Source organism: Chryseobacterium sp. FH1 (assembly GCF_000735135.1).
Lineage (GTDB): Bacteria > Bacteroidota > Bacteroidia > Flavobacteriales > Weeksellaceae > Epilithonimonas.
Map to the genome: position 1 here is coordinate 72,679 of NZ_JPLZ01000005.1, position 20,685 is coordinate 93,363.

General features: G+C 36.8%; 21 protein-coding genes. 15 read left to right on the forward strand and 6 right to left on the reverse strand.

Annotated features, from left to right (window positions below):
• Positions 1–50 precede the first annotated feature (50 nt).
• The 7 genes from IO90_RS06105 (at position 51) to rluF (ending at position 5,616) form a co-directional block, all read left to right on the forward strand.
• Complete coding sequence (locus tag IO90_RS06105; protein WP_034965008.1) at positions 51–950, forward strand: cell division protein FtsX; 900 nt, start codon at positions 51–53, stop codon at positions 948–950.
• Positions 951–953: 3 nt separating this feature from the next.
• Positions 954–1,256 (forward strand): DUF3098 domain-containing protein, encoded by a 303-nt coding sequence (locus tag IO90_RS06110; protein ID WP_034965009.1) that lies wholly within the window; start codon positions 954–956, stop codon positions 1,254–1,256.
• 72 nt (positions 1,257–1,328) lie between these two features.
• On the forward strand, positions 1,329–2,147 hold the full coding sequence (locus tag IO90_RS06115; protein WP_034965011.1) for an undecaprenyl-diphosphate phosphatase: 819 nt from the start codon (positions 1,329–1,331) through the stop codon (positions 2,145–2,147).
• 134 nt (positions 2,148–2,281) lie between these two features.
• Positions 2,282–2,980 (forward strand): tRNA pseudouridine(55) synthase TruB, encoded by a 699-nt coding sequence (gene truB, locus IO90_RS06120; RefSeq protein ID WP_034965012.1) that lies wholly within the window; start codon positions 2,282–2,284, stop codon positions 2,978–2,980.
• Between the two features lie 85 nt (positions 2,981–3,065).
• The gene (locus IO90_RS06125; RefSeq protein ID WP_034965013.1) at positions 3,066–3,644 is read left to right on the forward strand and encodes a hypothetical protein; all 579 of its coding nucleotides are present in this window, start codon (positions 3,066–3,068) and stop codon (positions 3,642–3,644) included.
• 251 nt (positions 3,645–3,895) lie between these two features.
• Complete coding sequence (locus IO90_RS06130) at positions 3,896–4,786, forward strand: T9SS type A sorting domain-containing protein (protein ID WP_034965015.1); 891 nt, start codon at positions 3,896–3,898, stop codon at positions 4,784–4,786.
• Between the two features lie 104 nt (positions 4,787–4,890).
• Positions 4,891–5,616: a 23S rRNA pseudouridine(2604) synthase RluF gene (gene rluF, locus IO90_RS06135; protein ID WP_034965017.1), complete on the forward strand. Its 726-nt coding sequence runs from the start codon at positions 4,891–4,893 to the stop codon at positions 5,614–5,616.
• Positions 5,617–5,766: 150 nt separating this feature from the next.
• Here rluF and IO90_RS06140 read toward each other — a convergent pair whose 3' ends face one another.
• Positions 5,767–7,104, reverse strand: coding sequence for a helix-hairpin-helix domain-containing protein (locus tag IO90_RS06140; RefSeq protein ID WP_034965018.1), 1,338 nt, complete (start codon positions 7,102–7,104; stop codon positions 5,767–5,769).
• A 65-nt stretch (positions 7,105–7,169) separates the two neighbouring features.
• Entirely contained in the window at positions 7,170–7,502 is a 333-nt protein-coding gene (locus IO90_RS06145) for a MerR family transcriptional regulator (protein ID WP_034965019.1), read from the reverse strand.
• A 79-nt stretch (positions 7,503–7,581) separates the two neighbouring features.
• On the opposite strand from IO90_RS06145, the gene IO90_RS06150 reads away from it, so the two are divergent.
• Positions 7,582–8,469, forward strand: coding sequence for an SMP-30/gluconolactonase/LRE family protein (locus IO90_RS06150; protein WP_034965021.1), 888 nt, complete (start codon positions 7,582–7,584; stop codon positions 8,467–8,469).
• 13 nt (positions 8,470–8,482) lie between these two features.
• Here the strand turns inward: IO90_RS06150 and IO90_RS06155 are convergent, their stop codons facing one another.
• A complete protein-coding gene (locus IO90_RS06155; RefSeq protein ID WP_034965022.1) occupies positions 8,483–9,790 on the reverse strand; it encodes a DEAD/DEAH box helicase in 1,308 nt (435 codons plus the stop codon).
• Between the two features lie 385 nt (positions 9,791–10,175).
• Between IO90_RS06155 and rpsA the strand changes: the two genes are divergently transcribed.
• The gene (gene rpsA / locus IO90_RS06160; RefSeq protein ID WP_034965024.1) at positions 10,176–11,981 is read left to right on the forward strand and encodes a 30S ribosomal protein S1; all 1,806 of its coding nucleotides are present in this window, start codon (positions 10,176–10,178) and stop codon (positions 11,979–11,981) included.
• A gap of 243 nt (positions 11,982–12,224) precedes the next feature.
• Complete coding sequence (locus IO90_RS06165; protein ID WP_034965025.1) at positions 12,225–13,208, forward strand: EamA family transporter; 984 nt, start codon at positions 12,225–12,227, stop codon at positions 13,206–13,208.
• 52 nt (positions 13,209–13,260) lie between these two features.
• Here IO90_RS06165 and IO90_RS06170 read toward each other — a convergent pair whose 3' ends face one another.
• The 3 genes from IO90_RS06170 to IO90_RS06180 form a co-directional block, all read right to left on the reverse strand.
• Positions 13,261–14,286: a ligase-associated DNA damage response exonuclease gene (locus tag IO90_RS06170; protein WP_034965026.1), complete on the reverse strand. Its 1,026-nt coding sequence runs from the start codon at positions 14,284–14,286 to the stop codon at positions 13,261–13,263.
• A gap of 294 nt (positions 14,287–14,580) precedes the next feature.
• Positions 14,581–15,087, reverse strand: coding sequence for a pyridoxamine 5'-phosphate oxidase family protein (locus IO90_RS06175; protein ID WP_034965028.1), 507 nt, complete (start codon positions 15,085–15,087; stop codon positions 14,581–14,583).
• 38 nt (positions 15,088–15,125) lie between these two features.
• Positions 15,126–15,989 carry an SDR family oxidoreductase gene (locus tag IO90_RS06180; protein ID WP_034965029.1) on the reverse strand — a complete coding sequence of 288 codons (864 nt, stop codon included), beginning with the start codon at positions 15,987–15,989 and terminating at the stop codon, positions 15,126–15,128.
• Positions 15,990–16,154: 165 nt separating this feature from the next.
• Between IO90_RS06180 and IO90_RS06185 the strand changes: the two genes are divergently transcribed.
• From IO90_RS06185 to IO90_RS06205, 5 genes are all read left to right on the forward strand, one after another.
• Positions 16,155–17,186, forward strand: coding sequence for a helix-turn-helix domain-containing protein (locus tag IO90_RS06185; RefSeq protein WP_034965030.1), 1,032 nt, complete (start codon positions 16,155–16,157; stop codon positions 17,184–17,186).
• A gap of 109 nt (positions 17,187–17,295) precedes the next feature.
• Positions 17,296–17,763: a nuclear transport factor 2 family protein gene (locus IO90_RS06190; RefSeq protein WP_034965031.1), complete on the forward strand. Its 468-nt coding sequence runs from the start codon at positions 17,296–17,298 to the stop codon at positions 17,761–17,763.
• 45 nt (positions 17,764–17,808) lie between these two features.
• Positions 17,809–18,927: a nuclear transport factor 2 family protein gene (locus IO90_RS18590; RefSeq protein ID WP_165570247.1), complete on the forward strand. Its 1,119-nt coding sequence runs from the start codon at positions 17,809–17,811 to the stop codon at positions 18,925–18,927.
• Between the two features lie 181 nt (positions 18,928–19,108).
• Complete coding sequence (locus tag IO90_RS06200; protein WP_051878358.1) at positions 19,109–19,693, forward strand: (2Fe-2S)-binding protein; 585 nt, start codon at positions 19,109–19,111, stop codon at positions 19,691–19,693.
• Positions 19,690–20,667, forward strand: coding sequence for an FAD binding domain-containing protein (locus tag IO90_RS06205; protein ID WP_034965032.1), 978 nt, complete (start codon positions 19,690–19,692; stop codon positions 20,665–20,667). Before IO90_RS06200 ends, IO90_RS06205 begins: the two co-directional genes overlap by 4 nt.
• The last annotated feature ends 18 nt before the right edge of the window (positions 20,668–20,685 follow it).

The window sequence follows — 20,685 nt, forward strand, 5'->3', positions numbered from 1 at the left end:
GAAACGTCGCTTATTAAACGAAATTCTCTATTTTAGCAAAAATTTTTTTGATGCCAAAGACAGTTGATGATTTTAATAAAAGCAGACTTAGATCCAGTAATATTACTGTGGTTATCAGTATTTCACTGGTTTTATTCCTTGTAGGTTTATTTGGGTTGATTTTGATCAATGCTCAGAAATATTCTGATTATATCAAGGAACAATTGGTTGTGGAAGCTTACTTCGAAGAATATTTGGATCCGAGAGATTCTGCTAAAACCCTTAAATTTCAAGAAGAAACCTTTGCAAAAATCAAACAGCAAAATTACGTAAAGCAGGCCAAATATATCTCAAAACAACAGGCAACAGTTCTTGCTAAGAAACAGTTGGGAATAGATGCAGACGCGCTTTTCGAAGAAGATATTTTTCCTGCATCTGTTGAGGTGACTTTGAAACCGGAGTTCGTAGATCCTGCAAAAATAGACAGCGTGGTATCCCAACTGAAAGCCATCAACGGTGTGAAAGATGTGGCGAATGACAATCAATTGACGATTGATGTTTACAACAATTTGAATCGAATTCTGACTTGGATTTTGGCATTTTCAATTTTGTTCTTGATTGTTGCCATTGTTTTGATTAATAACTCAATTCGACTGAAAATATTCTCTAAGCGATTCATTATCAAAACGATGCAGTTGGTTGGGGCGAAGCGTAGATTCATTTTGATGCCGTTTATCAAAGAAGCTTTAGTTCTCGGATTGATCGGTTCTTTCATCGGAATTCTCGCTCTGGGTGGACTTTGGTATTACTTTACCAATCAGATTGGAACACCTTTCGTTCAAGATACAAACCAATATATATTGCTTATCATCATCATTTTGCTGGTTGGAGTTTTCATTACCGTTGCAAGTACTATCTTTGCAACTTGGAGATTCCTGAGAAGCAACGTGGATGATCTTTATTATTCTTAAAAAATGGCAAAAAAAACAAATAAATATTCTGCAGATCAGTACGGCAAATCCACTGACACTGTAGAGAAAAAAGCATTCTATTTCGGAAACAAGAATTTCAAATTGATGTTGATCGGTTTAGGTTTGATTGTCCTAGGATTTGTCCTGATGATGGGTCCAGATGCCAACACAACGCCCGACGGGAAATTCGATCCGACTTATTGGAACAACGATATTTTCTCCTTCCGAAGAATCCGATTGGCGCCACTGCTTGTGATTGCAGGATTCGTGGTTCAGATTTTCGCAATTCTAAAAAGAAATAAATAATTTTTACTTTTCAACATACAAACTTTGTCAAAGTTCCGAACTTTGACAAAGTTTTTTTAATTTAAACTAATAATGGATTTAATCAAAGCGATCATCATCGCAATCATAGAAGGACTTACAGAATATCTTCCAATATCTTCCACCGCTCATATGGGTTTCGCCGCAAGTCTGATGGGTTTGGAAGAAACAGAATTTCTAAAGATGTTTCAAGTATCTATCCAATTTGGGGCAATACTTTCCGTGGTTGTGGCTTATGGCAAAAAGTTCTTTGATTTTTCCAATTTGCAGTTTTATTATAAACTCGCTTTTGCAGTAATGCCAGCTTTGGGAATTGGTTTTTTTCTTGATGATTTGATCGAATCTGTTTTAGGAAATCAAATTGCCATCTCAACTGTTTTGGTTTTGGGCGGTGTGGTTTTGTTGTTTGCCGACAGTTGGTTCAAAAATCCTCTGATCCACGATGAGAAAGAGATTTCCATCAAGAAAGCTGTGATCATCGGGTTTTGGCAATGTTTAGCGATGATGCCGGGGACGAGTAGAAGTGCGGCTTCCATCATTGGTGGTATGACACAAGGATTGTCGAGAAAAGCGGCCGCCGAATTTTCATTTTTCCTCGCTGTTCCGACGATGTTGGCTGTGACACTTTATTCCGTTTTCGTGAAAACTTGGGGTAAAGAAACACTTCATCCGCAGAAAGGTTACGAGATGATCTTGGAATCGCAGGATCATATTATGATTTTCATTGTTGGAAATGTTGTGGCTTTTGTTGTTGCTTGGATTGCGATCAAATCTTTCATTAGTCTTTTAAACAAATACGGTTTCAAACCTTGGGGCTGGTACCGAATTGTGGTTGGGATTGGCTTGTTGATTTATTTTTATTTTTTTAAATAACTAAAAACGATATTTTCAGCCTTATCAAGGTTTCAAACCTTGACAAGGCTTTTTTCTCTGTTAAAAGAAATTTTTTCAAAACTCTCCAGCGCTCCAACTCTCAAACACTCCAACCCTCAAATGCTCCAACTCAAATGACAGCAGAAGACCTACAATCCGGACAAATATTTCTATTGGACAAACCTTTGGATTGGACTTCTTTCCAGGCGGTCAATAAGTTGAAGTACAAACTCAAAAGAGAGTTTCCAGAATTACCGAAGAAATTCAAAATTGGTCACGCGGGTACTTTGGATCCAAGAGCGACAGGATTATTGATTGTTTGCACAGGAAAATTCACCAAGAGGATTCCAGAAATCCAAGATGCGCCAAAGGAATATTGGACAGAAGTAAAAATCGGTGTTCAAACCGAATCTTACGACACAGAGAAACCCGAAATTCTCCCAACCGAATATTCTCACATCACGACGGAACAGATTCATGAAACGTTGGTAAAATTCATAGGTGAAATCGATCAAAAACCACCCGTTTTTTCTGCATTGAAAGTTGATGGAAAACGTGCTTACGACCTGGCAAGAGCTGGAGCAGAAGTGGAAATGAAATCCAGAAAAACCACAATACATTATCTTAATCAAATAGAAATTAATCTTCCATTCGTATCCTTCATAGTTGGTTGTAGCAAAGGAACTTACATCCGAAGTCTGGCGCACGATATTGGGCAGGAACTTGATGTTGGTGCATATTTAACACAACTCAGACGGACGAAAATTGGAGAATATTCTGTAGAAAATGCAAGTTCAGATTTTATCAATGATGATTTTGAAGTATCAGAATAATTGGCTTTTGACAGTTTGCTTTTTGCATTTAGCTTAAAAATAAATATTTTGAGAATTATCAATTTTACAAAGACTTACTAATTAAATGAAGAAAATTTTACTCGTTTCATTTCTTGTTTTTTCGGTTTTACTTTTTGGACAAAACGAAAGCAAAACGATGGGCTTTTACATCAGCCCAAATATCCAAGCTGGTTATAATCTTGGAAACTCAATAGCAGAAAGTCAAAATCGAGATTCTCCATATTACCAACAAGAGATTGCGCCCAACTTACCAAATAAACTAACTTACGGAATTGGTGTGGTTGGCGGTTATCATATTTTACCATTTTTTGCCTTGGGAACTGGGTTCAAGTACAATTATGTCGCCGACAATCTTCATCTTTTGAATTGGACGCTTCAACCAAAATTCATCTTCGGAAAAGACGAAGGCAAGTTTGTTTTGGAATTTGAATACGGAAAACAATTCAATCAATCCAATATCAATGAGACGCACTATTTTGGTGGTATAATTGGCTATCAGGAATCATTCTCAAAGCGGTTAATTCAAGAAGGCGGTTTGTTTATTTATAGATACAATTCCCACGTTTCGAACGCTTATTTTATAGGTTTGTCTTTTGGTGCCACTATTTTTAGCAATAAGAGATATACAGTTTATGGAAAGTAGATTTTGTAATTTTTTTTTATTTTTTTTTCTAAAAGTTATTTCTACCAATAGAATATTATGATTGTCATTTTGTAATTGTATCTAAGTGATAATTTTGATTTAATAATTAATAAACAATTATTGTAAAAATATTTTAGTGTAAAAGCATTGCTGAGATTCAAACAAAATTTAAGAATCTTTGTTTAATCCAATGTTTTAGCTTATTTTAGCCTTCCTTTTAAAATAAATGTTTAATTTAAATTCATTCAATTATGAAAAAAATTCTATTTTCTTTGATTGCTTCTTCAGCAATTTTTTATTCAGTAAATGCGCAAACAAAAATTTCTTTCGAAGCTTCGGAAGGGTATAATGTTGGAGCTGTAGGTGGTCAAAAAACTTGGACAGCATGGGGAGGTGCTCCTGCAAACAAGACAGTTGTTTCAACAACTAAAGCTTCTGATGGAGCAAGATCAGTGAGAATCTTAGGTGATGGTGCTGTTGAGGCTTATTATGGGGTAGAATCAACAATTTCTTTCTATAACAGATCAGAAATTAGTTTTGCAATAAATGCTGATTCTTTGGACGGTTCGGATAATTTTGTAATCATTTACAATGAGGATTATGATATCGTAGCTGGTGTGGATTTTGACTGGGACGGTAACGTTTTGGTCTATGATTACACTGAGGGTGATTTTGTTGAGTCATCCAAAACGTTTTTAGGAAACAGATGGTACAATGTAAAGATTGAAATGGATTTTGCAACAAAGGTGGCTAATTATTATGTTGATTCCTCATTGATTGCTACAAATTCGATTGATCCCACACTTGCTAACTACAGTATTGTTGACTTGATGACCGATGACTATGGAAGTGGTTTCTATGTTGATAATATAGAAGTTAGAGACACGTCGCTAATAAGCACTTCAGAAGTTTCTAAAAAAGACATCTTCCGAGTTTATCCAAACCCAACTGTTGATGTTGTGAACTTTGATGTTGCTGGAAAAATCAATTCTGTAGAAGTTTATGACGCTGCTGGAAAATTGGTGAAAACTACGAAAGACGGTGCTAAATCATTAAACGTTTCTGCTTTGAGCAAAGGAAGCTATGTAGTGAAAGTACAGACGGAAAACGGTTCTCACACTCAAAAATTAATCAAGAAATAATCAATTTATTTATTGAAAAGATAAAAAGCTTCACTTCTAAAGTGGAGCTTTTTTGTTGTATTAAGTTTTAATAAAGCATATTTTTGCAAAAGATTTAGAAGAAATTGGAAAAAGTAAGAATCAATAAATATTTATCAGAAGTTGGATTTTGCTCCAGAAGAGCGGCTGACAAACTTTTGGAAGAAGGCAGGATCACGATCAATGGCATAGTTCCAGAAATGGGAACCAAAGTTTCTGATGATGATGAAATTTTCGTAGATGGGAAAACCATCCGCAAACCAAAGGATGAGGACTTCGTTTACATCGCTTTCAACAAACCAGTTGGAATCGTTTGTACGACGGATACAAAACGCGAGAAGAATAATATTGTCGAATACATCAACCACCCAAAACGGATTTTCCCAATAGGAAGATTAGACAAACCGAGTGAAGGATTGATTCTACTGACTTCCGACGGCGATATTGTCAACAAAATATTGAGAGCAAGAAACAACCACGAAAAGGAATATTATGTAAGAGTCAATAAGCCGATCACGGAGAAATTTCTTGAGAAAATGAGAAATGGCGTTTCAATTCTTGATACCATAACCAAGAAATGCGAAGTCGAAAAAATCGATACGATGAACTTTCGAATCGTTCTCACGCAAGGTCTCAACCGACAAATCCGAAGGATGTGCGAGCATTTGGACTACGAAGTGAAGAAACTGAAAAGAGTCCGAATTATGAATATCAAACTCGATTTGCCCGTCGGAAAATGGCGAGATCTGACACTAGAAGAAATGACAGAACTCAACGGATTGTTAGAAGATTCCAGCAAGACATTTGATTAATATCTATCAAACTGAAAATGATTTGTCTCTCGCAGATTTAGTGAATTTTGCAGATTTTTTTAAAATAATCATCTGCTGAATTTACTTAATCTGCGATATTTTTTGTGATTAATTTTCAACCATCAACCATCAACCATCAACTATCAACTATCATTTATCACTTATAACATATAGTCTCATCTTTTCCTCATACTCAGGTTTTAGTTTCAAAAATTTCCAGATCTTTTTGTCTTCGGGGTTTGTGATTCTGTAATAGATGATTCTGTCGGCGGAATATCGGAAATAGGGATGTTTTTTCAGCCAATCTTCCGGCGCGTTTGCTAGGGTGTATTTTGCAACGGTCGAGTTGTCAAGTTTTGCTACATAGATTAGTTTTTCGCCTAAAGCTCGATCAACTTCGTAAGTTTCCAGCAATTGATTTTTATTAATAAATCCGCCAAGTTTCTTTCGAAAAGCTAAGATTCCAGCCGAATCTTTTTCTGTAAATCCAAATTCCCGAAGTTGTTTGAAGCTCATTTCATTAAGATTAATTTTTCCAAAATCCGTTTTTTCAGAAACAGCTATTTTCTCTTCAATTTGTTTCGGTTTTTCCTGTATCACTATCCTAATCCAAGGTTTCATCTCTTCAAATTTTTCTGCTGAAATCATATAGCATCTTTGGATATCTTCCAACGATTTGAAAGAACCACGGAGAATTTTATCACGATAATTCAAAATTGAAGTGGCTTGCTTTTCCGAAAATCCCAAAGCTTGCCATTGTTCTAGATTCAGTTCGTTCGGGTCAAAGTATTGATTGATTTTGATGGCTTCCTTTTCTTTCTTCTTTTCAAATTTGTTAGCTAGATTTTCTGGGGTTTTGGTTTGTAAAATCAGATACGGCGACATCTGTGCAAATTGTTCGTCGTTGATCATAAAGCATTCTTTCAGCTTTTCTTTGCTGATGAAGCTTCCGCCGAGATAATTTTTGTATTTCAGAATTGCGCCAGCTTGTTTCTCAGAAAAACCTAAGTTTTCCCAATCTTTCTGAGAATATAAGTCTGGATTGAATTTCCCTTTGATATTCAGTTTTTTGTTTTCGTAAGATTTGGAAGCGAATTGATTGTTTTTGAAATCTGGATTGCTTTCAGGAAGCAAAATATAGTTTTTCAGCTGTTCGTACTTCTCTGGCGTGAGAGCATAACATTTTTTGAATTGCTCCTTTGATTTAAAATTTCCGCCAACAATTTCCTTATATTTTAAAATAGTTTTGACTTGCTTTTCACTAAAACCAATATTCTTCCATTGGCTTTCATCAAGTTCATTTGGATCAAATTCAGTCAGAATAATCTCTTCAACTTTCGACGTGATAAAGGTGATTTTAGGTTTCTCGTATTGCTTATTCTTTTTATAAACAGAAAAAGCAAGTTGTGAAAAAATGATGAGAATTCCGAAAATAGCAAGGCTGAGAAGTTGCCTTTTCCGGATCTGGAAAGGTAATTTCTGATTCATCTTTTGTGTTTTAACCAAAGTTAAATAAAATGAATCAAATATGGATTAATGAAAAAAAAATTAATCTAATCGTTGAGTGAATTTTTAAGCTTCAAAAGTTCAGCTTTAATGAATTCCAAACGGTCAATGATGGTGATGGTTTCCGAGATTTTAGTATTGGTTGTCAGCGCCACTCGTGCTCCATCCAAAGTGTAACCCTTCTCTTTTACGAGGTGGTAGATAATCTTCAAATTCTCTATGTCGGACGGTGTGAAGTAGCGGTTTCCTTTTTTATTTTTCTTAGGTTTGATGATCGGGAATTCCTGTTCCCAATAGCGAATCAGTGAAGTGTTGACGTCGAAAGCCTTTGCGACTTCGCCAATAGAATAATAGAGTTTGTCAGGAAGATTAAGTTTCATTCTTTGTATCCAGTTTTCAAAGATAATTATTTTTAATTCTTTTACACAAATTGTAACTTGCAACTTTAGAATTTAGATTATGAAAAAGTATTTGAGGTTTAGTTTAATGGGACTTTTGCTGGTTTTGATGAATTGTCAAATTCAGAACCATAAATCGTTATTTGAAGGTGAACCAAAATTAATTTCAAATCAATTTACTTTTACGGAAGGTCCGGCTTCTGACAAATCTGGAAATGTCTATTTTACAGACCAACCTAATGACAAGATCTATTTCTGGAACTGGCAAACCAACAAAGTGGAGCTGTTTCTCGCCAAAACAGGACGTGCCAACGGAACTTATTTCGATAAAGACGATAACCTGATCACTTGTTCCGATGACAACGGCGAGATCTGGAAGATCAATAAGAATAAGGAGGTCCAAGTTTTATCACAAGGTTTCGAAGGCAAAAGGCTAAATGGTCCAAATGACCTTTGGATCGACAAATTTGGTGGCATCTATTTCACGGATCCTTTGTACGAAAGGGATTATTGGAAAGACTTCAAAGTAGAGATCCCAGAGAAGAGTCTTTATTATCGAAATGAAAATGGAACGATCACAAAACTGGAAACATTCGTGCAACCCAACGGGATCATCGGTTCTCAAAAACTGAAAAAACTATATGTTTCTGATATCGATGCCGGAAAAACCTATGTTTATGATATTTTAGGCAAAGGCAAACTTTCCGAAAAAAGATTGTTCTGCGAAATGGGTTCGGACGGAATGACGCTCGATAGTCAAGGAAACCTTTATTTAACAGGAAAAGGTGTAACGATCTTCAATAATAAAGGTGAAAAATTAACCAATATTCCGATTGATGAAGAGTGGACCTCTAATGTGACTTTTGGTGGAAAAGGTAATTCCACATTGTTCGTTACGGCTTCGAATTCTGTATATGTTTTGCCGATGAATGTTACTGGAATCCAATAAAAAAGATCGCTTATTAATAAGCGATCTCTATTTTTACCTTCTTGCCTTTCAACTTTTCGTTGGCTAATTTTTTAAGCAGTTCAATGGTTTTTTTTCGATTAACTGCAACGTAAGAAGTTGTGTCTTTTACCTCAATCAAGCCAATGTCGTCTTTTTCAAGTTCTCCTTTTTTGATGAGATAACCTACGATATCTACTTTGTTGACCTTGTCTTTTTTTCCGGCGCTAATGTAGATCGTTTGATTCGGTGTTCTTTCAGGAACTCGATTAGCCTCCGAAACATTTTCTTCCGGCGTATTGCTTTTGATGAATGGGAAATTTTCGTCCTCGGTCATTATCAGATAAGCAAAACCTTTTGCGTTCATTCTCGCCGTACGTCCGTTTCTGTGGATGAAAGCGTCTTCTTTCGGAGGTAATTGATAATGAACGATAGATTCCACTTCAGGAACATCCAAACCTCTGGAAGCCAGATCAGTTGTAATCAAAATTCTAGCAGAATCATTTCTGAATTTCAAAAGAGCACGCTCACGTTCGTCTTGTTCCATTCCGCCGTGAAAAGTTTCTCTTTGGATTCCTTTTTCTCTTAGTAATTCTGAGATTCTGTCAACTGCATCTCTGTGGTTGCAGAAGATCAACGTTCTTTTGTTTCCGATCTTGCAAATCAATTGGAATAAAGTGTTCAGTTTATCTTCGGAAGTTGTCATCACTTTGCGAAGCTGGATGTTCGGTTTTGATTCGTTTTCCTTAAGGAAATTGATTTTCTTTTCGTTGTCAAGTTCTACAAATTTTGGTATGTTGTCCATCACTGTTGCAGAGGTCAGGATCCTTTGCTCGAGACCTGTCAAAGAGCCGATAATGTATTCCATATCTTCCTGAAAGCCTAATTCCAAAGCTTTGTCGAACTCGTCCAAAACCAAAGTCTTGATTGTTTCCGGATCGAAGTTTTCGTTCTTCAAATGGTAAGCGATCCTTCCGGGCGTTCCAACCAATACTGCTGGCGCCTGGATCAGATTGTTGACCTCGATTTTTTTGTCGTGACCACCATAAGCGATGGAAACTTTGAAATCCGTTCCCATCGATTTGAAAACCTGCTCAATTTGCAAAGCCAATTCTCTTGCGGGAACCAATATCAAAGCCTGAATTCCTTTAACATCTGATTTCAAATTTCTAAGAACCGGAAATAAAAATGCCAAGGTTTTTCCAGAGCCTGTTGGTGACAGTAGTACAATGTCGGTTTCGTTTTCGGAAGCGGTGTATGTAGATTTCTGCATTTGATTCATATCCTGGATCTGCAGTTTTTCAAAAATCGGTTGTAATTCCATTTTGCAAAGATAAGAGATTTGGGAGATGGTTGAAAATTCTAAATAGTGTTGTCTGTTTATAAGAAAGACCAATACCCATAGCCCCGATAGTAACGGTTACCCCACAGCAAGCCTTGGGAAAGCCTTGGGGCGAGGAGTAATAGTGGATAGCGGGATTAAGCTCCTAATGATTTGTTTAATTATGAATTGATTATCAGATGATTATGTGTTTATTGAACTTCTTGTGAAATATTGTTGGTTTCAAATATTTTTCTTAATTTTGCACCACTTTTGTGAACGCACTTTCGGCGAAGTAAAACATTAACAATTAACATCTTCCATATTTTTCAGGAGTCACAGCAAAGCCAAGGTCTGAGTAAATTAGGAATACAAATTTTTTTAGAAAATGTCAAAAGAGACAAATTCAGCAGAGGTTCTATTGAACCAAAACGTAACACCAGAACAATTTGATTGGGATTCTTTCGAATCAGGTCTTAACGCAGAAGACAGAAGCGAGAAGAAAGAATTGGAAGAGATCTACAACGGTTCTCTAAACAATCTTGCAGACAACGATGTGATCATCGGGAAAGTGGTAAGATTGACTGATAAAGAGGCGATCGTAGATATCAACTTCAAATCTGAAGGTGTGATCTCTCTAAACGAATTCCGTTACAACCAAGGTCTTAAAGTAGGCGATGAAGTTGAAGTAATGGTGGATAGAAGAGAGGACAAAACAGGACAATTACAGTTATCGCACAGAAAAGCTAGAACGCTTAAAGCTTGGGATAGAGTAAACGAACTTCACGAAACTGGAGAGATCGTAAACGGTTTTGTAAAATCTAGAACTAAAGGAGGTATGATCGTTGATGTTCACGGAATCGAGGCATTCTTGCCAGGTTCTCAGATCGACGTGAAGCCGATCAAAGATTACGATCAGTTCGTAGGTAAAACTATGGAGTTCAAAGTTGTGAAAATCAACCCTGAGTTCAAAAACGTAGTGGTATCTCACAAAGCGCTTATCGAAGCGGATCTTGAAGGACAGAAGAGAGAAATCATCGGTCAATTAGAAAAAGGACAGGTTCTTGAAGGAACTGTTAAAAATATTACTTCTTACGGTGTATTCGTAGATCTAGGAGGTGTTGACGGATTGATCCACATCACAGACCTTTCTTGGTCTAGAGTGAACCACCCATCTGAGATCTTGGAAGACGGACAAACTGTAAAAGTTGTTATCCTTGATTTTGATGATGAGAAAACTAGAATCCAATTGGGTATGAAGCAATTAGAAGCTCATCCTTGGGATGCTCTTTCTGCTGACCTTAAAGTTGGTGACAAAGTAAAAGGAAAAGTTGTAGTTCTTGCTGACTATGGTGCATTCGTAGAGATCGCTCCAGGTGTAGAAGGATTGATCCACGTTTCTGAAATGTCTTGGTCTACTCATTTGAGAAGTGCAGGAGATTTTGTGAAAGTAGGTGATGAGGTAGAAGCAGAAGTATTGACTTTGGATAGAGAAGACAGAAAGATCTCTCTAGGTATCAAGCAATTGAACAAAGATCCTTGGGAAAATATCGAAGCTAAATATCCAGTAGGTTCTCAACACGTTGGAACTGTAAGAAACTTCACAAACTTCGGAGTATTCGTAGAATTGGAAGAAGGAATCGATGGATTGATCTATATCTCAGACCTTTCTTGGACCAAGAAGATCAAGCACCCATCTGAGTTCTGTGCAGTTGGAGATAAATTAGACGTTATCGTATTAGAATTGGATACGCAAGCAAGAAGATTGTCTCTAGGTCACAAACAATTGACTGAAAACCCTTGGGATAAATTCGAAACTAAATACGCTGAAGGAACTGTACACGCTGGAAAAGCGACTGAAGTACACGACAAAGGTGCATCTATCCAGTTCGAAGATGTAGAAGTTGAAGCATTCTGCCCATCAAGATTATTAGAGAAGGAAGACGGATCTAAAATCAAAAAAGGTGACGAAGCTCAATTCAAAGTGATCGAATTCAACAAAGAATTCAAAAGAGTAGTGGTTTCTCATACAGGAATCTTCCGTGACGAAGAGAAAAAGAATGTAAGAGATAACTCTAACAGATCTAACAACAACAGCAACACATCATCTTCTTCTAACAACGAAGAAAAATCAACACTTGGTGATATCGATGTATTGGCAGAATTGAAAAGAAAAATGGAAGAAGGAAACTAATCCAAAATTCTTTTTCAAATAATAGAAACCGCCTCATTTTTAACGAGGCGGTTTTTTTATGTCATTGATTTTATTAAGCTACCTAAAATGTTTTAAAATCAATGATTTACAGCTTGTGTTTTGTTTCTAATTTCAAAACTAAGATTTCCCTGTGAATACATCAACAACTTTCCATTTCGGATAGATTCTAGATATAATTGATTTTAAATTTTATATCGTAAATTCGCCGGCTCAAAATTAGTTATGGAGAAAAAAAACATATTAAAAGGCGTCCTGTTTGTCGGAATCGGAGCGAGCATCTACGGAATGCTGGCAACGTTTGTAAAGATGTCCTACAAAGATGGATTCACCACTTCCGAGGTCACGACAGCGCAGTTCGTCTTAGGATTCATCGGATTGTTAATATTAAATCTCATCCAAACCAAAACCTCAAAAAAACAATTATCAAAACCAACTCCCAAAGAGATCAGAATGCTGATGTTGGCAGGAACTTCTATGGGATTCACCAGTTTGTTCTATTACATCGCAGTTCAATACATCAATGTTTCAATCGCAATTGTGTTGTTGATGCAATCTGTTTGGTTTAGCGTTGTTGTGGAGAGTTTTATCAAAAAGAAATTACCCAATGCAAGGAAAATTGTCGCGGTAATCATCGTTTTAGCAGGAACAATTCTAGCAACCAACTTGATCAATATGAAAGTTGAAATCGACTGGCACGGTATTTTTTGGGGCGTTTTAGCTGCGGCATCTTTCACGATGACGATGTTCACATCCAATACTTTAGCAACACATTTGCCGGTTCTAAGAAAAAGTATGACGATGCTTACAGGCGGAACTGTCGTGGTATTATTATTCTTATTTTTCGCACAAATTGGTCCGATGTATTTTGATGGACTGAGATCATTCTACCTCAATTTCACAGAGAATACACAGCACATTCGCCCATTTGATTTTTCTATTTTCTGGACGTATGGATTTGTGCTGGCTTTGTTTGGAACCATTATTCCACCAATTTTGTTTAATGTCGGATTTCCAAAAGCAGGTTTGGGATTGGGAAGTATCATCTCATCTTTGGAACTTCCGGTTTCTGTCACGATGGCTTTTGTACTGTTGAGAGAAGAAGTCATTCTCATCCAATGGCTGGGAATTGCTTTGATTTTATTTGCAATTGTTTTAATGAATCTGCCTTCCAAAAATGATGATCCCGAAGCAGTAGCTTATCACTAAAAAATAAAAACCTTTTCAGTAATTTGAAACGGTTTTTTTTATTCTTTTAAATTTAAATCTTTGTAATTTCCGCAGATTCTTTTTCACTCACTTCTTCGTCATCGTCGCCATAAAGCGTTTCTACAACGTCAGATTTTATTCCCAATTCATTTAAGTATTTTGAAAAAACTTCGGTTTGCCCGTGTGTAACGTGAACAATTTCTGCTTCTGTGGCTTTGACAGCCTCTAACAAACCTTTCCAGTCGGCGTGGTCGCTCATCGGAAAACCGGCATCCATACTGCGCCATCTTCTGGCACCGCGCACCTGCATCCAGCCAGAACAAATTGCTGTCGCCGCATCGGGGATTTTTTTGATGACATTGCTGTCCAACAATGCTGGCGGAACAATTACGATATCGCCGGCAACGTGTTTGACACTTTCCCTGAAATCGGGAACTTCATAATCAGGAAGCACAATTCCCACTTCTTCGAAAGCTTTATTAAGTTTGCCAATCGAGTAGTGAACGTGGATTTTTCCCATTCCTTTGACGGCTTTCATAATTCGTTGCGCTTTACCCAAAGAATAGCCGATGAATACAGAAGTCTTCTGATTTTCCTGATTTCTCAAGACCCAATTCTGCAATCTCTTATTCAAATCCGGAACTTCCAGCCAGTTGTAAATGGGAAGTCCGAACGTACTTTCAGTTACAAATTCATTACATTTTACCAATTCAAAAGGCGTACTCAAACCATCGTCCTGAACTTTGTAATCACCCGAAATCACGCTTACATATCCTTTATATTCCAGACGAATCTGCGCCGAACCAATGATATGACCAGCCGGATGCATCGAAAGTTTGACACCATTAATGTCTAAAACCTCGCCGTACTGCAAAGTCTGACACTCAATATCGGGAGAAATTCTTTGGTGTAAAATAGGTTTTGTGAAATGATGACAAAGGTATTTTTTCATTCCCCAACGCGCGTGGTCGGCATGTCCGTGCGTGATGACCGCATAATCTACAGGTCGCCAAGGGTCAATATAAAATTTCCCCTGCGGACAGTAAATACCTTTGTTTGTAAATGTGATGAGTTTCAAAAGTGTGGGTTTGGATTAAGATTTACTATTCAAAAAGCTAACCAATTGTTTTTGTGTAATTGTGGATCCTGTTTAAAAAAGTAATAAAACCATATAGACACATAGAAAAAGTGCATATTCACTTTTAAAAAGATAAAATAGGACTAATTACTGCTATTTTATCTTAAATCTAGACATAAAAATATGTTCCTATCTGGTTAATAAACTTATCAATGTAAATCAGGTTCTTAATTATAGAAAAAAATCTCCAACAAAGAAAAATCTTGTTGGAGAAATATCGATTTGATTGTGTGTTTAGATTTTCGCTGTTCCTTCTACACCGTCAGAATTATCGGTTTTGTTTCCCGTGATTGCTGCTGTGGCGAAAGTAAGAAGACTTACTAATTTTCCAGCTTTTGTGTCCCAATAGTAAGTTTCTTTCGGCTCAACTCGGATGATGGAAACGTTGGGATCTTCTTTTCCGTCGAACCAGGCATTGGCCATTGGAGACCATTTCTCCTCGATGGTTGATCGATCCGTGTAGATGAACGCATCACCAAAAACAGAAAGATATTCTGAGTTGCTGTTGTTCATAAAGTAAAGCTGAACGCGTTTGTCTTCTTTGATTTCGAAATTTTTGTTGCTCGTTTCACTGCTGATGAACCAAAGATTTCCGTTTTCGTCGGTTTCCTGAAGTCCCATCGGTCTGGAATTTACGGGCAATCTGTCGAGTTCCGTGCAAAACATACAGATTCTCGCTTTTTCAGAAAGTTCCTTGATTTTTTCGATAGCCTCTTGGCTTGTAAGATCTTGTGTTGACATAATATTTTATTTTTGTGATTGATTTTTATTAATATGATTTATCCATTTACAATTTCCCCGCCATTCGGATGAAGAACTTGTCCGCTGATGAAACTGGAATCATCGCTTGCCAGAAATAGAAAACTTGGTGCCACTTCATTTGGCATTCCGGCACGTTTCATTGGCGAATCGCTCCCGAATTCTGAATTCTTTTTTGGTTTAAATGATGATGCGATGAGTGGAGTCCAAATTGGTCCTGGCGCAACGGCGTTCACACGAATTCCTTTTTCAACAAGGTTTGCAGACAAACTTCTAGTGAAAGAAATGATTGCACCTTTGGTAGAAGCGTAATCTATCAATTCAGGACTGCCTCTGTAAGCGGTAACGGATGATGTGTTGATGATGCTTGCGCCTTTTTTAAGATGTTTCAAGGCGTATTTTGTGGTCCAGAAATAAGAGAAAAAATTATTCTGAAATGTTCGTAAAAGTTGTTCTGTCGAAATTTCCTCTATAGATTCTGAATCCCAATGCAAAGCGGCATTGTTGACCAGAATATCGATTTTTCCAAAACTTTTTATGGTTTCGCTGATGATTTTTTTACATTGATTTTCTTTGGACAGGTCAGCTTTGATGATTTTGCAATCCGCACTGTAAGCTTCAACTTCCTTTTTAGTTTCCTTCGCATCTTTTGTTTCGCTGAGATAGGCAATGACAATCTTCGCCCCTTCTTTTGCAAAAAGCAAAGCAACCGCTTTTCCAATACCACTGTCGCCACCAGTGATGATGGCCACTTTATCTTTGAGTTTTCCACCCTTTGGATAATCAATTGGGTGCGTTTTTGGAAGCGGATTCATCTTTTCTTCCAAACCCGGACGCCTTTGTTTTTGCTGAGGTCTGATTTTCTTTTTTGTTTCTTTTTCCATTTTAGAATGACTTTCGATTAGCAGTTACAAATAATGTGCTACTTGTGAAGAATACCTGATAAATAGGATTTTAATTAAAAATTAAATTATGAAATGCTGGTCTTAATCAATCCTTAGCTTGATTTAATTTTAGTATTTTAGCAATGATAATTTTTTACTTTAATAATGACAGAGCCCAATCAGTTGCTTTTCTTTTTTAGTGCGTTAGGCGCGTTCAATGGTTTTCTGCTATCGATATATTTTGCAGTCAATGCCAAGAAGAAGATTTTCGCCAACTATTTTTTAGCGTTGTTGTTATTGGTTTTAAGTATTAGAATTATCAAGTCTGTTTTTTTCTATTTCAATCCGCAGTTGTCCAATGTTTTTATTCAGATCGGGCTTTCTGCTTGTGTTTTGATTGGACCGTTTTTGTTTTTATATCTCAGATCTTATTCAAATCAAGATAAATCCAATTGGCTCATTCATACAATTCCCTATATCATTGGAATTACAATTCTAGGAATTTTCTATCCTTATGTGGAGCACCGCAAAATTTGGAGCAATTGGATTGTGACGGGAATTTATCTTCAATGGTTGATTTACATCATAGCTTCATTTAAATATCTGAAACCTATTTTCAAAAAACTAAAAGAGAAAGAAAAATTAAAAGATCTTGATGTTTGGTTGCTCAGCATTTATTTTGGCGTGGTTGTGATTTGGTTGGCTTATAAATTTGGAGCTTATGCATCATACATTGTCGGAGCCTTGTCGTTTTCTTTTGTTTTTTATTTAATTCTCCTGCTTGTTATTTTCAGAAATAGCCGAGAAACCACTTTTTTTCAAGAAAAAGAAAAATACAAGAACAAAGCAATTGACCAGGAAACTTTGAATCTTATGGAACAAAAACTTTCAATAATCGTTGAAAAAGAACTGTTCCTCGATCCAAATCTTACTTTAGAAATCGTTTCAAAAGAACTGCAAGTCACAAAGCATCTTTTATCTCAATACATCAATGAAACCTTAGGTAAATCTTTTACCAATCTCATCAAAGAATACCGGATTGAAAAAGCAAAACAACTCTTGCGAACTGAAAGCAATTTCACCATCGAAGGTTTGGGTTACGATAGTGGCTTCAGTTCAAAATCAACTTTTTTCAACGCGTTCAAAAAAATCACCGGTTCTACACCAGCAGAATACCAGAAATTACATTCCAAATAAGTTCTATTTTATAGATCCGAACTTCTAAACTATAAATGAAAGCCTTTAAATAAAGCGTTTCCCAGATATTTGTACTCATTAATTTTAACAATTTTAAATCTTTAAAAAAATGAGAAAAGTACTTTTATTGATTGGGTTCAATCTTTTATTTCTGAATGTAAATGCCCAAACTGACGACAAATCGAGCGATTGGCATCAAATCGAAAAAACTTTAAATCTGTACATCGATGGCGTAGGAACAAGTGATTCTGTGAAGGTTTCAAAATCCTTTCACGACTCTTGGCAACTTAAATATCTGGAGGACGACCAACAGTTGAACATCATCAAAAAAGCAAAATATATGAAGCGTTTCAATACTGCGCCTCACGCAAAATCCAGCAATTGGTCTGGGCGAATTGTTTTTATTGATGTCACAAATACTGCGGCAGTTGCCAAAGTGGAAATCAGTACTTCGAAACTGCTTTTCACGGATTATTTTAATTTGATGAAAACGAAAGATGGTTGGTTTCTAGTCGATAAAATTTCAACAAGAACGCCGCACAAAACGGTGGAAGTTCCTGCAACGAAATCAAAATAGTCAATATTAATTTCATTAAAATCAAAAATGATGATGACTCAAAAATTGAATATTTTATTTGTGTTAATTTTGTCTGTAATTGGTTGTAATACACCTATTCAAGCTCAAAATAAAATCCTATTTGTCACCTCCAATCAAGATTTCTATGGAAACACCAAAATCAGTACAGCCAATCATTTCGAGGAAATTGTTGTTCCGTATGATGTTTTTGTAAAAGATGGTTATCAGGTCGATTTCATCAGTCCGAAAGGTGGCGCGATCCCAATTGGCTATATCAATTCATCGGATAGTTTGCAAAAGAAATTTTTGTACGATGCGTGGTTTATGGGCAAATTGGAACATACAAAAAAGCCCAATGAAATTGATGCAAACCATTACGTCGCGATTTTCTACAGTGGAGGCGGCGCTGCAATGTTTGGCGTTGCGGAAGACCCGATGATCCAAAGAATTGCAAGAACTATTTACAATAGAAATGGAGTGGTTTCAACAATCTGTCACGGAACAGCCGGAATTGCATTTTTAAAAGATAATAAAGGAAAATCGCTCTACGCCGGAAGAAAAATAACAGGTTATCCTGACAAATTTGAAAATACGGAGATGGAATATTACAAGGCATTTCCATTTTCAATCAACCAAGCTATCAAAAAGAACGAGGGAAATTTTGTCTATTCCGAGGAAGCTGGCGACGGTTTTCATATCGTTGATGGGAGATTTGTAACTGGACAAGATCCAAGTTCGGCTCTCAAAGTGGCAAACGAAGTAGTGAAAATTTTAAAGACTAATTTTAAAACGGTCAATGTTGCGAAAACTGATTCAGAGCAAGTCAAGGAAACGTTGCTTGATTACATTGAAGGTACAGCAAACGGACAACCAACAAGACTTCGAAAAGCGTTTCATCCGGATTTTAATTTATATACCGTTGCCAAAGATTCTTTGTGGATACGCTCCGGTGAAGAATATATTTCGAATGTGAAAGTCGGTGAAAAAGTCAATAGGATTGGAAAAATAATCTCAATTGATATCGAAAAAGATGCGGCCATTGCAAAAGCTGAAATCGTGATCCCGAATGTCAGAACTTTTACAGATTATTTTTTATTATTGAAATATCAAGGCTCTTGGAAGATTGTTCACAAGAGTTATTCCTGGACAGATTTTCCAAAGTAAAGCGAATAAGACATTCATTAATATAACTATCAAAGCAGGAATTTCCCTGCTTTTTTCTATTTTGAAATTATGATTATCCTTAATTAAAATGATTCTAAATCTGTCGAAATCAAGAAGGATAAAATTTTTGTCTTGCCGAAATGTCCTATATTTATTAATGAAAATCTAATTTGTAAATGATATGGGAAATTATAACAGACGTACCTTCATAAAATATACAGGTTTGCTGACCTTCTTTGCAGCTATTCCTTCTTCCGTCAAAGGATTTTATAATGATGTGAAAAATATCTTTGTCCCTTCGAAGAAAGTAATTCCTGTCAAATTATCCATTAATAAAAAAATGTATAACGTTGACAGCGACACTCGCACCACACTTTTGGATCTGCTAAGGGAAAACCTGCAATTGACTGGCGCAAAAAAAGGTTGTGACCACGGACAATGTGGCGCGTGCACCGTTCATATCGATGGACAAAGAGCATTGAGTTGTCTGACATTTACAGCAATGCTTCCCGGAAAAGAAATTACAACGATAGAAGGTCTTGCACAAGGCGACGATCTTCACCCGATGCAACAAGCTTTTATCGAATGCGATGGTTTCCAATGTGGCTACTGTACGCCTGGACAAATCATGTCAGCAGTTGCTTGCGTAAAAGAAGGTCACACCGGATCTGTAGCAGAAATCAAGGAATATATGAGCGGTAATCTTTGCCGTTGCGGAGCTTATAACGGAATTGTAAAATCCATTCAAAAAGTTGCAGCCAAATGAAACCATTCAATTACATAAAAGAAGAAACTGTAAAAGCGGTTTTGTCGTCCAACATCGGAGATTCAAAATACATCGCTGGCGGTACCAATTTGATTGATTTGATGAAGAAAGATATTGCACAACCCGATTCTGTGGTGGATGTAACTTCTGCCTTATCTAATAAAATCGAGAAGCAATCGAGATCTATCCGAATTGGAGCAATGGCAAGTAACACGGCGGTTGCAAATCACGAAAGAATCTTATCCGAATATCCACTCATTTCAAAAGCAATCTTGGCGGGAGCATCGCCACAAATTCGAAATATGGCGTCCACTGGTGGAAATCTGTTGCAAAGAACGCGCTGTCCGTATTTCTATGATGTGACCACGCCGTGCAACAAAAGAAAACCGAATAGCGGTTGCAGTGCCATCCATGGAGAAAACAGAATGAGCGCTGTGATTGGCTACAATGAGCAATGCGTTGCCGTCCACCCTTCAGATTTTTGTGTGGCGTTGGTGGCATTGGACGCAAAAGTTAATATTCTTGATAATAATCAAAAAAATACCACAATCAATTTTATTGATTTTCATAAACTTCCAGAATCAACACCTCAGAAAGACAATAACTTACCTGAGAAAGCATTGATTACCTCGATTGAAATTCCTGAGAATTCTTTTAATAAAAATTATGCTTATGTCAAGGTTCGCGATCGGGATTCTTATGCATTTGCTTTGGTTTCGGTTGCAGCTGGACTTGATTTGAAAAAAAACAGAATTGCTGAGGCGAGATTGGCTTCAGGTGGCGTCGCTCACAAACCTTGGCGTTGGTACGAAGCCGAAAAATTCTTAAAAGGAAAGGAAGCCAGTGTGGACAATTTTACACAAGCGGCAAACATCGCTATCAAGGATTTGAAACCGCTTTCACACAATGGTTTCAAAGTAGAGATGTTAAAAGGAGCAATCGTGACGGCTCTTCAAAATTGTATTTCAATTTAATTAAAGCTTAACTGCAAA